13 protein-coding genes are annotated in these 13,940 nt (G+C 69.4%); 4 read left to right on the forward strand and 9 right to left on the reverse strand.

Annotated features, from left to right (window positions below; genetic code table 11):
• The 4 genes from QZ483_RS08655 to rarD all read left to right on the forward strand — a co-directional run.
• On the forward strand, positions 1-1,428 hold a 1,428-nt coding region (locus QZ483_RS08655; RefSeq protein WP_297082982.1), incomplete at its 5' end, for a nitrite/sulfite reductase.
• Positions 1,425-2,162, forward strand: coding sequence for a phosphoadenylyl-sulfate reductase (locus QZ483_RS08660; protein ID WP_297082987.1), 738 nt, complete (start codon positions 1,425-1,427; stop codon positions 2,160-2,162). The genes QZ483_RS08655 and QZ483_RS08660, both read left to right, overlap by 4 nt.
• Before the next feature lie 81 nt (positions 2,163-2,243).
• Positions 2,244-2,825 carry a GNAT family N-acetyltransferase gene (locus QZ483_RS08665; RefSeq protein WP_297082989.1) on the forward strand — a complete coding sequence of 194 codons (582 nt, stop codon included), beginning with the start codon at positions 2,244-2,246 and terminating at the stop codon, positions 2,823-2,825.
• A gap of 106 nt (positions 2,826-2,931) precedes the next feature.
• Positions 2,932-3,870 carry an EamA family transporter RarD gene (gene rarD, locus QZ483_RS08670; protein ID WP_297082991.1) on the forward strand — a complete coding sequence of 313 codons (939 nt, stop codon included), beginning with the start codon at positions 2,932-2,934 and terminating at the stop codon, positions 3,868-3,870.
• A gap of 97 nt (positions 3,871-3,967) precedes the next feature.
• On the opposite strand, the gene QZ483_RS08675 is transcribed toward rarD, so the two are convergent.
• From QZ483_RS08675 to QZ483_RS08715, 9 genes are all read right to left on the reverse strand, one after another.
• On the reverse strand, positions 3,968-4,966 hold the full coding sequence (locus tag QZ483_RS08675; RefSeq protein ID WP_297082992.1) for a polyprenyl synthetase family protein: 999 nt from the start codon (positions 4,964-4,966) through the stop codon (positions 3,968-3,970).
• Positions 4,967-4,970: 4 nt separating this feature from the next.
• Positions 4,971-6,551, reverse strand: a complete 1,581-nt coding sequence (nuoN, locus tag QZ483_RS08680; RefSeq protein WP_297082995.1) for an NADH-quinone oxidoreductase subunit NuoN — start codon at positions 6,549-6,551, stop codon at positions 4,971-4,973.
• Positions 6,548-8,044: an NADH-quinone oxidoreductase subunit M gene (locus QZ483_RS08685; protein ID WP_297082997.1), complete on the reverse strand. Its 1,497-nt coding sequence runs from the start codon at positions 8,042-8,044 to the stop codon at positions 6,548-6,550. The genes nuoN and QZ483_RS08685 overlap by 4 nt, the downstream gene beginning before the upstream one ends.
• A gap of 3 nt (positions 8,045-8,047) precedes the next feature.
• Positions 8,048-9,928, reverse strand: a complete 1,881-nt coding sequence (gene nuoL / locus QZ483_RS08690; protein WP_297082998.1) for an NADH-quinone oxidoreductase subunit L — start codon at positions 9,926-9,928, stop codon at positions 8,048-8,050.
• Between the two features lie 6 nt (positions 9,929-9,934).
• Entirely contained in the window at positions 9,935-10,234 is a 300-nt protein-coding gene (gene nuoK / locus QZ483_RS08695) for an NADH-quinone oxidoreductase subunit NuoK (protein WP_297083000.1), read from the reverse strand.
• Entirely contained in the window at positions 10,231-11,001 is a 771-nt protein-coding gene (locus QZ483_RS08700; RefSeq protein WP_297083001.1) for an NADH-quinone oxidoreductase subunit J, read from the reverse strand. Before QZ483_RS08700 ends, nuoK begins: the two co-directional genes overlap by 4 nt.
• Complete coding sequence (gene nuoI, locus QZ483_RS08705) at positions 10,994-11,719, reverse strand: NADH-quinone oxidoreductase subunit NuoI (protein ID WP_297083003.1); 726 nt, start codon at positions 11,717-11,719, stop codon at positions 10,994-10,996. The genes QZ483_RS08700 and nuoI overlap by 8 nt, the downstream gene beginning before the upstream one ends.
• The gene (gene nuoH, locus QZ483_RS08710; protein WP_297083005.1) at positions 11,716-13,065 is read right to left on the reverse strand and encodes an NADH-quinone oxidoreductase subunit NuoH; all 1,350 of its coding nucleotides are present in this window, start codon (positions 13,063-13,065) and stop codon (positions 11,716-11,718) included. Before nuoH ends, nuoI begins: the two co-directional genes overlap by 4 nt.
• Positions 13,065-13,940, reverse strand: an 876-nt coding sequence (locus QZ483_RS08715) for a molybdopterin-dependent oxidoreductase (protein WP_297083007.1), incomplete at its 5' end; no start/stop codon positions are given. The genes nuoH and QZ483_RS08715, both read right to left, overlap by 1 nt.

Here is a 13,940-nt window from a genome sequence, read left to right on the forward strand (position 1 = left end):
GAGCCGCACCAGCTGGACGACGAGTACTTCATGCTCCGCATCCGCTCCGACGGCGGCCAGCTGAGCGTCGCCCAGGCACGCGAGATCGGGCTGATCTCCGAGCAGTTCGGGCGCGACACCGCGGACGTGTCCGACCGCCAGAACATCCAGCTGCACTGGATCCGCATCGAGGACGTGCCGGAGATCTTCCGCCGCGTCGAGGAGGTGGGGCTGCTGTGCACCGAGGCGTGCGGCGACGTCCCGCGCGTGATCCTGGGCTCCCCCGTGGCCGGGGTCTCCGACGCCGAGCTGATCGACCCCACGCCGCAGATCCGCGAGATCATGGACCGCTACATCGGCAGTCCGGAGTTCTCGAACCTGCCGCGCAAGTTCAAGACCGCCTTCACGGGCCAGCCCGTGCCGGACATCCTGCACGAGGTGCAGGACATCGCGTTCTGCGCCGTCGAGCACCCCGAGCTGGGGATCGGGTACGACCTATGGGTGGGTGGCGGCCTGTCCGTGAGCCCGTTCCTGGGTCAGCGCCTGGGCGTGTTCGTGAAGCCCGAGATCGCTCACGACGTGTGGCGCGGCGTGGTCTCGATCTTCCGCGACCACGGCTACCGCCGCCTGCGCACCCGCGCTCGCTTGAAGTTCCTCGTGAAGGCCTGGGGCGCGGAGAAGTTCCTCCAGGTGCTGCAGGACGACTACCTGGGCTACGAGCTGCCGAAGGGGCCGGCGCCGCAGCTGGCCCAGCGCGGCGACCGCGGCGACCACGTGGGCATCCACCGCCAGAAGGACGGCAACTACTACGTGGGCGTCGCTCCCGTCGCGGGCCGCGTGTCCGGCACCAAGATGCAGGAGATCGCGCGCATCGCTCAGGAGGCGGGCTCGGATCGCGTCCGGCTCACCCCGCTGCAGAAGATCCTGGTGCTCGACGTGCCCGAGGACAAGGTCTCGGACGTGGTCAACGGCCTGCGCGCCCTCGAGCTCGACTCCGATCCGGGCGAGTTCCACCGCAACGTCATCGCGTGCACCGGCATCGAGTACTGCAAGCTCGCGATCGTCGAGACCAAGGCGACCGCGCGCGAGGTGGTGAAGGTGCTCGACGACAAGTTCCCCACGCTCGACAGCCCCATCACCGTGCACGTCAACGGTTGCCCCAACTCGTGCGCCCGCGTGCAGATCGCGGACATCGGCTTCAAGGGCCAGCTGGTGCTGGACGAGGAGTCCGGCGAGCAGGTGCCCGGCTTCCAGGTGCACCTGGGAGGCCGGCTGGGCCGCGGCGAGGACAACGACTTCGGACGCAAGATCCGCGCGCACAAGGTGACGGAGAAGGGCATGCCGGAATACGTGGAACGCGTGACGCGTCACTACCTGGAAGACCGCCATGACGACACCGAGTCGTTCGCGGACTGGGCCTTCAGGGCGGATGAGGAGCTCATCAAGTGACCATTCCCGCCCTGGGCGGCGCACTCGCGCTCACCGCGCTCAACCCGCGCGAGTGGAACGCGGAGACCTGCGCCGAGGTCAACGCACGTCTCGAGTCCGCCTCCGCGAGCCACATCGCGGACTGGGCGGTGGCGACGTTCGGCCAGCGGATCGGCATCGCGTGCTCGATGCAGGACACGATCCTGCCCCACCTGTTCGGCACGCGCCTCGAGGGCGTAGACGTGCTGTTCCTCGAGACCGGCTACCACTTCACGGAGACCGTCGACACCCGCGACGAGGTCGCGCGACGCTTCCCCGTCACCATCGTCGATGTCCGGCCCGAGCTGAGCGTCGAGGAGCAGGACGCCCAGTACGGCAAGGATCTGTTCGCGCGCGACCCCAACCTGTGCTGCCAGATGCGCAAGGTCGACCCCCTCGCCCAGGCGTTGTCCGGCTACCAGGCGTGGGTGACCGGCGCGCGGCGCGTGGACTCCGTGACCCGGTCCGAGATGCCGGTGGTGAGCTGGGACGCCAAGCACGGGCTCGTGAAGATCAACCCGCTGGCACTGTGGGACGACGCGGACGTGGAGAAGTACCAGGTGCAGAACGACCTGCCGCGCAACCCACTGGTCGCGCAGGGCTTCCTCAGCATCGGCTGCGCGCCGTGCACCAGGAAGGTCGCGCCGGGCGAGGATGCCCGCGCCGGACGCTGGGCCGGCCAGGGCAAGACGGAGTGCGGCATCCACGTGGGCTGAGGCCTGCAGAGGGCCGATGCACCGGCCGGTTTCGCGCTCCCGTCACCCCGGGTGTCACCTGTTCGCCGTAGCCTGGGGGGCGTGATCACGATCGCGCCGGCCACGCAGGAGCGGTGGGAGGACGTGCGGACCATCCTGGGTCCCCAGAGCCTCGACACGCCCTCGTGCTGGTGCCTGTCCATGCGCGTCTCGTCGGGAGACCCACGGGTGAAGGGCCAGCCCCCGCGCGCTCGCGCCGAACTGTTGCGCGACCTGTGCGGCGAGGCCATCCCTCCGGGGGTGCTGGCCTACGACGGCGACCGGGTGATCGGCTGGTGCTCGGTGTCGCCGCGATCGTCCTACCACCGGCTCGTGCGATCGCGGGTCATCCCCCACGTCGACGACCAGCCCGTGTGGTCCGTCGTGTGCTTCGTGGTGCGGGCCGGGCACCGGCGCCAGGGCGTCGCGGGCGAGCTCCTCGATGGCGCGGTGGAGTTCGCGCGCTCGCATGGCGCGACCATCGTCGAGGGCTACCCGGCGGACACGGGTGGCGACCGGATCGACGTCGCGTCCGCGTACGTGGGCACGCTGTCGCTGTTCGAGCGCCACGGCTTCGCGATCGCCAGCGAGACCACGTCCAAAGGTGGCGGCAAGCCGCGCGTGCTCGTGCGGCGCGCGCTCTAGCAGCGCGGCCCTTCGCCTGGGCCGCGGCTGCGGCAACTGGCACCTGAATCCTTGAGCCGCCCGCGCATCGGCCCTCCAGACGGCCGCCCGGTGGCAGAATCCGAACGTGAGCGAATCCCTCAGCAGGTCAGGGCTCGCCTACGGCACCGGCGCGTACCTGATCTGGGGGACCTTCCCGCTGCTCATGGCCGCGCTGAAGCCCGCGGGCGCGCTGGAGATCACCGCGCATCGGGCGGTGTGGTCCGTGGTGGTGTGCGCGATCATCGTCGCGGTGATGGGCGCGTGGTCACGTCTGCGCGCAGCACTCACGGACAGCCGCACCCTGCTCACGCTTGCTGTCGCTGCGGTCTTCATCGCCGTGAACTGGCTGGTCTACGTCTATGCGACCGTCACCGACCATGTGAACTCCGCCGCGCTGGGGTACTACATCAACCCCCTGTTCACGGTCGCGCTCGGCGTGGTCTTCCTGGGCGAACGGCTGCGGCGGATGCAGGTGGTGGCTCTGGGGATCGGGGCCGCGGCCGTCGTGGTGATCGGCGTGGGGCTGGGCGAGTTCCCGTGGATCGCGCTGGTGCTCGCCACCTCGTTCGGGCTGTACGGGCTGATCAAGAAGCGGATCGGCTCGTCCGTGGATGCTGTCACGGGTCTGACCGTCGAGACGCTCGTACTCGCGCCGATCGCGCTCCTGGGGCTGTGGTGGATCCACGACTCCGGGCGGCAGACGTTCCTGTCGCGCGGGGAGGCGGGCCTGGGGCTCGATCACGACCTGCTGCTGATGTCCACGGGCATCTTCACGGCTGGCGCGCTGATGCTGTTCGCCGCGGGTGCGCGCCGCCTGCCGCTGTACGTCACCGGCCTGCTGCAGTACATCGCGCCCACCATGATGTTCATCCTCGCGGTGTGGCACTTCGGGGAGCCGATGCCGGTGTCGCGGTGGATCGGGTTCGTGCTCGTGTGGGTCGCGCTCGTGGTGCTCACGGTCGACGGCTGGCGGCTGCGGCCCCGCAAGCGTGAGGCCAGGGTCCAGCCGGCCGAGCCCGTCTAGCCCCGGCGGTCGATTCCCGCTCCTCTAGGCCCTTAGGTGAGCGAAATGGGCCCACTTCGCTCGTCTAGGGGCATAGGCGCACGGAAACCGACCGCGGTCAGGCCGCGCGGGCGACCAGCGCGTCTGCGAAGGACACGAGCGCGTCGCGCACCTCGCCCTCGGGCAGGTCCGCGACCGAGGCCTTCGCGCGCTGCGCCCACTCCTGGGCGAGCGCACTCGTGCGGTCCACGACCGCGTGCGGGGCGAGGCGGGCCACGACATCCGCGAGCACGGCATCCTCGCTCAGGTCGCCGTCGATGTCCGCGAGCAGTCGCGAGTCCTCGGCGGTGGCCTCGCCGGATGCCACCAGCTGCCGGAGCAGCAGCACCGGCATCGTGGGCACGCCCTCGCGCAGGTCAGTGCCGGGCGTCTTGCCCGTGGTCGCGGCGTCGGAGCGCACGTCGATGACATCGTCCGCGAGCTGGAAGGCGACTCCGGCGTACTCGCCGTACTCGGTGACCTTGGAGACCACCGACGGCACGCAGCCGGCGAACATCGCACCGAACCGCGCGGACGTGGCAATCAGCGAACCGGTCTTGTCCGCGAGCACCTGGATGTAGTGCTCGACGGGGTCGTCGCCCTCGGCCGGCCCGACCGTCTCGTGCAGCTGGCCCAGGCACAGGCGCTCGAACGTCTGCGCCTGGAGCCGAACCGCCTCCGGGCCCAGCCCGGCCACCACGCGCGACGCGCGAGCGAACAACAGGTCGCCGGTGAGAATCGCCACCGAGTTGCCCCACACCTCGTGCGCCGCGGGTGCACCGCGCCGGGTGGGCGCCGAGTCCATGACGTCGTCGTGGTACAGCGTCGCCAGGTGGGTGAGCTCGACCACGACGGCGGCCTCGACCACCTCGGGTCGCACCCCGTCCCCCAGCTGCGCCGCGAGCAGTGTCAGCATGGGTCGCAGACGCTTGCCGCCGGCGTCCACCAGGTGGCGCGATGTCGCATCGGCCAGCCGGTCCGACTGCGCGACAGCGTCTCTCAGGCGCTCCTCGACCAGCGCGAGGCGCGGCGTGATCGCCGCCTCGAGAGTCTCGGAGCCGAGCGGGAGGGAGGTCACCAGATCAGCCGTTCGCGGTGACGAGGAACTGAGCGGCGTTCTCGAACAGGTTCAGCGCACCGGCGGGAAGGATGCCCAGGACGAGCACCGCCGCGGCGGTCACGACGACCACGAAGCGGGTGAGCGGGCTGTCGTCGACCTCGATCGAATCCTCGGCGCCCTCGGGAACATCGGTGAGGAACATCAGCACCACGAGGCGGACGTAGAAGAACGCTGCGATCGCGGACGCGATCACCGCGATCAGCACCAGCGGCCAGCCGCCGCCGGCGACCGCCGCCGAGAAGACCTCGAACTTCCCGATGAAGCCGGCCGTCAGCGGGATGCCCGCGAACGACAGCAGGAACAGGCTCATCGCGCCCGCGAGCAGCGGCGAACGCTTGCCCAGCCCGGCCCACTGGCCCAACCGCACGGCCTCAGCGCCGACGGCCCCGTCCTCGGTACGCTCGCGCACCTGCGACACGACGGCGAAGGCACCGATGGTGGCCAGGCCGTACGCGAGCAGGTAGAACGGAAGCGCGACAACGGCCTCGGCGGTCAGTCCCGCGAACGCCACGAGGATGAATCCGGCGTGGGCGACGGACGAGTACGCGAGCATGCGCTTGACGTTGGTCTGCACGAGCGCGAGCACGGTGCCCAGTGCCATGGACGCGATCGCCGTGGCCCACAGCATCCAGCTGATCTCCCACTCGAGCGGGTGCAGCGAGGTGTAGAGGATGCGCACGAGCGCAGCCGTGGCGGCGGCCTTGGTGGCGGCACCCATGAACGCGGTGACCGGCGTGGGGGCGCCCTGGTAGGCGTCCGGCGTCCAGGAGTGGAACGGCACGGCGCCGATCTTGAACAGCAGACCCACGAGGATCAGCACCACGCCCGCGAGCAGCAGTCCGTCGCGGTCGCTGATGACGTCGATCGCGCGACCGACGGCCGCGAACGAGGTCTGCGTGGTCGCGCCGTAGACGAGGGCGACACCGAACAGGTAGATCGCTGAGGAGAACGCGCCCAGCAGGAAGTACTTCAGCGCGGCCTCGTGCGACATCAGACGGCGCCTGCGAGCGAGCGCGACCATGATGTACAGCGCGAGCGAGAACACCTCGAGGGCGACGAACAGGAAGATGTAGTCCGTCACGCACGTGAAGAGCATCATGCCGCCCACGGCGAACAGCAGCAGCGGGAAGACCTCGGTCACCTCGAGTCCGCGACGGCGGGCGAGGGTCTCCTCGATCGAGCCCGGTGTCGCAGCACCGAGTGGCGTGAACGCGGTCTCCCCGGAGCGGGTGCGCGAGGCGAACAGCAGGATTCCCAGCAGTCCGAAGACCAGGATCACGCTCTGCCAGGCGAGCGCCTGGCGGTCGACGGTCAGCATGAGGCGCATGACCTGCGTGCCCGCGCCGTCGAGCGACGCCCACTGCACCGCGAGCGTTCCGAGTGCGGCTGCCATGGACACCAGGCCCAGGATGAGCTGCACCGTGCGCCGGGTCGCGGGGGTGCGGACGAACGCTTCGATCAGCACGCCGATCGACGCCGCGCCGAGCACGATGATGATGGGCGCGAGCGGCGCCCAGGCGATCTCGGGGGTCGTGAAGGTCACGCGCCGGCCTCCTCGATGGTGACCTGGGCGACCACGTCAGCGGCGGGGTCACTCAGGTAGTCGATGGCGATCCCGGGCACGAAGCCCAGCAGCACCATGAGGGCGACCAGAGGCCACGCGACCAGGCGCTCGCGCAGCGTGAGCTCGCGCGTCGCGGACAGCTCCTCGCGTGGCGGCCCGGTGAAGACCCTCTGGTAGGTGAGCAGGATGTACAGCGCCGCCAGCACCACGGAGATCGCGGAGACGATGACCGCGGCCGCGGCGACGGGGTAGGCGCCCACGAACACCATGATCTCGGACACGAACGGCGACAGGCCCGGCAGCGACAGCGAGGACAGGCCCACGACGAGGAAGGTCCCCGCGAAGACCGGAACCACGCGCTGGAGGCCGCCGTAGGCCTGCACGTCCGCAGTGCCGGTGCGTGCGACCAGGAAGCCGACCAGCAGGAACAGCGCCCCGGTCGACAGCCCGTGGTTGAACATGTACAGCGCGGCGCCCTCGATCGAGGTCTGCTGGAAGGCGAAGATGCCCAGGATCATGACGCCGAAGTGGCTGACCGACGTGTAGGACACCAGGCGCAGCATGTCGCGCTGGCCGATCGCCATGAGAGCGCCGTAGATCACGGAGATGACCGCGAGCACGATGATGGCCGGTGCCGCCCACTGCGCGGCGTTCGGGAACAGCACCAGGCACAGCGTGATCATGCCGAAGGTGCCGATCTTGTCGAGCACCGCGACCAGCAGCGCGGTGGTCCCCGGGCGCGCGGTCTCCGCGACGTCGGGCAGCCACGTGTGCACCGGCACCATGGGCGCCTTGATCGCGAAGGCCAGGAAGAACGCGAGGAACATGAGGCGCTCGGTCGTGGTCGACATGTCGAGCGTGGCGACCAGGTTGTCCGTGAGGAACGCCTGCTCGCCTCCCCCGCCCTGGAAGTACAGCGCGACCACGGCGACCAGCATGATGAGGCCGCCCGCGAGCGAGTACAGCAGGAACTTCACGGCCGCGTAGCGGCGCTGCTCACCGCCGAAGCGCCCGATCAGGAAGTACAGCGGGATCAGCATCGCCTCGAACATCACGTAGAACAGGAAGACATCGCGCGCGGCGAAGATGCCCACCATGAAGCTCAGGCTCAGCAGGATCAGCGCCAGGTAGTCGCGCCGGGCCTTGAGGTCCGTGTCCTCGCGCCAGCCGGCAAGGATGGCGAGCGGTGTGAGGATCACGGCCAGCGCGATGAGCAGCAGGCCGATGCCGTTGATGCCCAGCGCCCAGCTGGTGCCGATCTGCGGGATCCACGAGTAGGTCTCGGAGAACTGGAAGGCGCCGGCGTCCGCCTTGTCGAACTGCGTCGCCATGATGGCGAAGAGCAGCAGCTCGAGTCCGGTGACGCCCAGCGCGATCTCGCGCGCACGACCGCGGGCCGTTGCGGGCAGGGCCCACAGCAGCGCCGCGCCCACAGCGGGGAGCGCGACGAGGATGGTCAGGAACGGGAACACGGCTTAGAGACCCCCCACCACGATGACGACGGCGACGATGACCAACCCGACGAGCATGGTCGCCGCATAGGACCTGACCTGGCCGCTCTGGAGTCGGCGCGAGGCCTCACCCAGGTTGGCCCAGCCGCGTGCCTGCTTGTTGACCGCACCGTCCACGACCGCGTGGTCCAGGTACACGAGCGTGCGGGTGAGGTGCTGACCCGGGCGCTGCGCGACGGCACGGTTGACCGAGTCCTGGAAGAAGTCGCTGCGCGCGGCGACCGTGACGAGCGACGCGGCGGGCGCCTCCTCGGGGACGTCAGCGCGGCCGTACTTGAACCAGGCTCCCACCGCACCGATCGCGACGAGGATCAGCGTGAGGGCGATCAGCACCGGGATGGGCAGCACGGGGTCGTGGTGCTCGGCGTGACCGGTGACCGGCTCGAGCCAGTGCGTGAAGCGGTCGCCCGTCGCCAGGATGAGACCCAGGAACGCCGAGCCGACGGCCAGGATCATCATCGGCACCGTCATGAGCAGCGGCGACTCGTGCGGGTGCTGATCGTCGGTCCAGCGCGCCTTGCCGTGGAAGGTCATGAAGAACAGGCGCGACATGTAGAAGGCCGTGAGGCCCGCACCGATGAGCGCGGCGCCGCCGAAGACCCAGGGCTGCCAGCCCTCGCCCACGAAGGCGGCCTCGATGATCTTGTCCTTCGAGAAGTACCCCGAGAACGGCGGCACGCCCAGGATCGCGAGCCACCCGAGACCGAAGGTGATCCAGGTGACCATCATCGCGCCGCGGAGCGCGCCGTACCGGCGCATGTCGACCTGATCGTTCATGGCGTGCATGACCGAGCCGGCGCCCAGGAACATCCCGGCCTTGAAGAAGCCGTGCGTGACGAGGTGGAAGATCGCGAACGCGTAGCCGATGGGACCGAGTCCCGCGGCGAGCATCATGTAGCCGATCTGCGACATGGTCGAGGCCGCGAGGGCCTTCTTGATGTCGTCCTTGGCCATGCCGATGAAGGCACCCAGCAGGAGCGTGAACGCTCCGACCGCGGCGACGACCACCTGAGCGTCGGGAGCGCCGCTGAAGATGGGCGCGGAGCGCACGATCAGATACACGCCTGCGGTCACCATGGTCGCGGCGTGGATCAGGGCGGACACCGGCGTGGGGCCGGCCATCGCGTCGCCCAGCCAGGACTGCAGCGGGAACTGCGCGGACTTTCCGCAGGCGGCCACGAGGAGCATCAGGCCGATCGCGGTGAGCTGCGCGGTGGTCGCCTCCGGCGCCTGCGCGAACACCGTCGAGAAGTCGAGAGCGCCGAAGGTCGCGAACATCAGACCCATGGCGATGATGAGGCCGATGTCGCCGATGCGGTTGACGAAGAAGGCCTTGTTCGCGGCGGTGGCGTACTCGGGCTTGGAGTTCCAGAAGCCGATCAGCAGGTACGAGGCGAGACCCACGCCCTCCCAGCCCACGAACAGCAGCAGGAACGAGTCCGCGAGCACCAGCAGCAGCATCGCGGCCACGAACAGGTTGAGGTACGCGAAGAAGCGACGGCGGTCCGGGTCGTGCTCCATGTAGGCCACGGAGTACACGTGGATCAGCGTGCCGACGAACGTGATGAGCAGCACGAACGTGATGGACAGCGGGTCCGCGAGCAGACCCACATCGACGTTCAGGTCACCACCGGGGATGAAGGTCCACAGCGTGTTCACCATCGCGCGGGACTCCTCGGGCTGCCCGAGCATCTCGAGGAGCGCACCCAGGCCCACAAGGAAGGCGCCGCCTGAGGCGGCGACTCCCACCCAGTGGCCCCACGCATCGGCCTTCCGGCCTGCCAGCAGCAGGAGCGCGGAGCTCGCCAGAGGCAGGGCGATGGCGAGCCAGATCAAAGACTGCATGCGTGCTTATCCCTTCAGCTCTGCCGGCTCGTCGAGCGAGATGGTCTGGCGGGCACGGAACACCGCGATGATGATCGCGAGACCCACCACCACCTCGGCAGCGGCGACGACCATGACGAAGAACGCCATGACCTGGCCGTCGAGCTGACCGTGGATCCGGGAGAAGGCGACGAGCGCCAGGTTGGCGGCATTGAGCATGAGCTCGACGCCCATGAACGCGACGATCGCATTGCGGCGCAGGAGCACCGCCGCGGAGCCGATCGAGAACAGGATCGCGGCGAGGATCACGAAGTTGATGGGGTTCACTTCTCCTCCTCGCTCTCGGTGGACCGCTGCGGGTTCTGGTGATCCTCGGGATTGGCGGTCGACTCCAGCCGGGCGCGGAACTCCTCGCCGTCCGACATCTGGTCGCGGATCTCGAGCACGCGGGAGACCGAGTGCTCGATGGGCTTGCCCTCGGGGTCGAGCGCCGGCGCGTCAAGCGCGTTGTGGCGGGCGAACACGCCGGGCATCGGCTTGTTGACCGGGTCGGCGCCGGCGAGCACGCGCGCCGCCTGCAGGTCCGTCTGCGTCTTGCGCGGCGTCAGGCGCGGGGTGTGCGTCATGATCAGAGCGCCCACGGCGGCGGTGATGAGCAGCGTGCCCAGCACCTCCATCACGAGCACGTACTGGCCGAACAGCACCAGCGCGATCTCCTCGGGATTGCCGGTCTGCGCCTCCTGTGGCGCGATCGACACGCGGCCGATGATCGAGATCAGCAGCACGGCCATGCCGCCGGCCGCGAAGAACGCGATCCAGCGCTGACCGGTGATGGTCTCCTTGAGGCTCTCGCGCTGGTCCACGCCCACGAGCATGAGGACGAACAGGAACAGCATCATCACGGCGCCGGTGTAGACCACGATCTGCACCACGCCCAGGAAGGGCGCGTCGAGCCCCACGTAGGCGACCGCGAGGCCCACCATGACGCACACGATCGACATCGCGATGTGGACGGCCTTGCGCGCGAAGATCAGTGCGAGCGATGGCACCACCGTCAGCGCGGCGACCACCCAGAACAGGACAGGGCTAACCACGGGCGGCCTCCGTCGCTGGGGCCGATGCGCTGGCGGGCTTCTCGTCGCCCGCACCCGCATTCTCGGGAAGGGTGGGGTCCTCGGGCCGGTGCTCGCGCACCCACTCGACCTGCGAGTCCACGACCTGCGTGACGTCGCCCTTGTAGTAGTCGTCGTCCTGGGTTCCCGGCACCATCGGGTGCGGGGCGGCGAGCATGCCGTCCTCCATCGGGGCGAGCAGATCCTGCTTCTCGTAGATCAGACCCTCGCGCGTGGGACCGGCGAGCTCGTACTCGTTGGTCATCGTGAGCGCGCGGGTGGGGCAGGCCTCGATGCACAGGCCGCAGAAAATGCACCGCAGGTAGTTGATCTGGTAGACGCGGCCATAGCGCTCGCCGGGCGAGTACTGCGCGTCCTCCGTGTTGGAGTCGGCCTCGACGTAGATCGCGTCCGCCGGGCAGGCCCACGCGCACAGCTCGCAGCCGATGCACTTCTCGAGCCCGTCCGCGTAGCGGTTGAGCTGGTGCCGGCCGTGGTAGCGCGGCATCGGCGGGGTCTTCTTGTCCGGGTACTGCTCGGTGACCGTGGGACGGAAGAAGTTCCGCAGCGTGACGCCGAACCCGGCGACAGGCGCGAACGTGCGACCCACGGGGCCGTACTCGGGGAAGTTCGACTCGAAGCGCTGGCTCTCGCCGTCGCGCTCGCGATTCACCTTCCAGACGTCGTCGGACTCGCTCATGCTGAGGCGTCTCCTTCCGGGTCGGAGCCACCGGCGCTCGCCTCCACCGTGCGGCCGGAGCGCGGCGACGGGGGAAGGGTCTGGTGGGGCAGCGGCGGCACGGGGTAGCCACCGGCGAAGGCATCGAGCTCTTCGGGCTCGGGTTCGGGCTCGGGCACGGGCTCGCCGCGCACGAAGCTGATCACCGCGATGGTGAGCAGGATCGCGACCAGGCCGGCGACAGCGTCGTAGACGTTGAGATCACGGCCCCACGCGGCGAAGGCCTCGCGACCCACGGCGAAGAACACGAGCCACCCCAGGCCCACGGGGATCAGGATCTTCCAGCCGAACTTCATGAACTGGTCGTAGCGGAAGCGCAGCAGCGAGCCGCGGATCCACACGAACACGAACATCAGCAGCCAGATCTTCAGGATCAGCCAGATGGGCGGGAAGATGCCGGAGTTCAGCATCTCGGCGCCCGGCCACGAGTTCGGCCACGGCGCGTGCCACCCGCCCATGAACAGCGTGGCCGCGACGGCGGACACGTTGATCATGTTCATGTACTCGGCGAGGAAGAACCAGGCGAACTTCATGGACGAGTACTCGGTCATAAAGCCGGCGACCAGCTCGCCTTCCGCCTCGGGGAGGTCGAACGGCAGGCGGTTGGTCTCGCCCACCATGGAGATCACGTACAGCACGAAGGCCGGGAACAGCGGCCAGATCCACCAGCGGTCCGTCTGCGACTCGACGATGCCGCTCGTGGACATGGTGCCCGCGAGCAGGAACACCGTGACGAGCGCGAGGCCCATGGCGAGCTCGTACGAGATCACCTGGGCCGTCGAGCGCACGGCGCCCATCAGCGGGTAGGTCGAGCCCGAGGCCCAGCCACCCAGCACGATGCCGTACACGCCCAGCGCGGCGCACGCGAGGATGAACAGCACGGCGACCGGGAAGTCGGTGAGCTGCAGCGGAGTATGGACGTCCGTGAACGGGATGTGCGTGGTGGGCCCGAAGGGGATCACCGAGAAGATCAGGAACGCGCAGAACACCGAGATCATCGGAGCCGCGATGTACAGCACCTTGTCCGCGGCGCGGACGGTGATGTCCTCCTTGAACAGGAGCTTCATCGCGTCCATCACGGACTGCAGCAGTCCGAACGGACCGTGGCGGTTGGGTCCGGGGCGCTCCTGCAGGCGACCGATCACGCGGCGCTCGAACCAGACGGCGAACAGCACCGAGGTCAGCAGGAACACGAGGATCAGGACGGCCTTGATGATCGAGATCCAGATGGTGTCGTTGGCGAGGGCCTCGGTCACCGTGAGGTCCGCAGGGTCCACCGCCTCGACCGGAAGGGTCAGTCCCAGCATCAGATGCCTCCCTTCACCGTGACGAGGGAGCCGGGCTCGACGCCGAGTTCCTGGGCGACCCAGGACCCGGGCGACTTCGCCGGCAGCCACACCACGCCATCGGCCATCTCGGTGACGACCACCGGCAGCTCGATCGCTCCCCTGGCCTCACCGGTGATGGTGACGACGCCATCCTCGATGCCGATGGACTCGGCCGTCGCCTGCGACACGCGCGCGACCGCGGTGCGGCCGGTGCCGGCGAGGTACGGCTCGCCATCCTGGAGCGCGCCCTCGTCGACCAGCAGGTGCCACGAGGCCAGGACCAGCTGATCGCCCGACGCTGCCGGCGCCTTCGCGGGCTTGTCCGTGGGCGCCTTGACCCGCTCGCCCTTGCCTGCGGCTCCCAGCGCGGCCAGCTGCTCGTTGACGTCCGCGACGGTGCCGACCTTGAGGTCGACGCCCAGCTCGCGGGCGAGGAAGTCGATCGCACGGTGGTCGGAGATCGCATCCGTGCGGATCGCGGTGGCGAAGCCGCGCAGGCGTCCCTCCCAGTTCACGAAGGTGCCGGGCTTCTCCGACGGCGGCGCGACGGGCAGCACCACGTCCGCGTACTCCGAGACCTCGGTGCGCCGCACCTCGAGCGACAGGACGAAGCCGGTGCGGTCGAGCGCCTTGCGCAGGTCCGCGGTCAGATCGGAGGGCGTGACGCCACCGACGACCAGGCCCGACAGCTTGCCCGCGGCGGCCGCCGTGATGATCCCGGCCGCGTCGCGGCCGGGCTGCTCGGGAAGCGCGTCCACGCCCCACGCCTCGGCCGCGGTCTGGCGGGCCGATGCGGCGGGCATGGCGCGGCCACCCGGCAGCAGCCCGGGGAGGGCTCCCGCCCCAACGGCTCC

The organism is uncultured Demequina sp. (assembly GCF_913055775.1).
Lineage (GTDB): Bacteria > Actinomycetota > Actinomycetes > Actinomycetales > Demequinaceae > Demequina.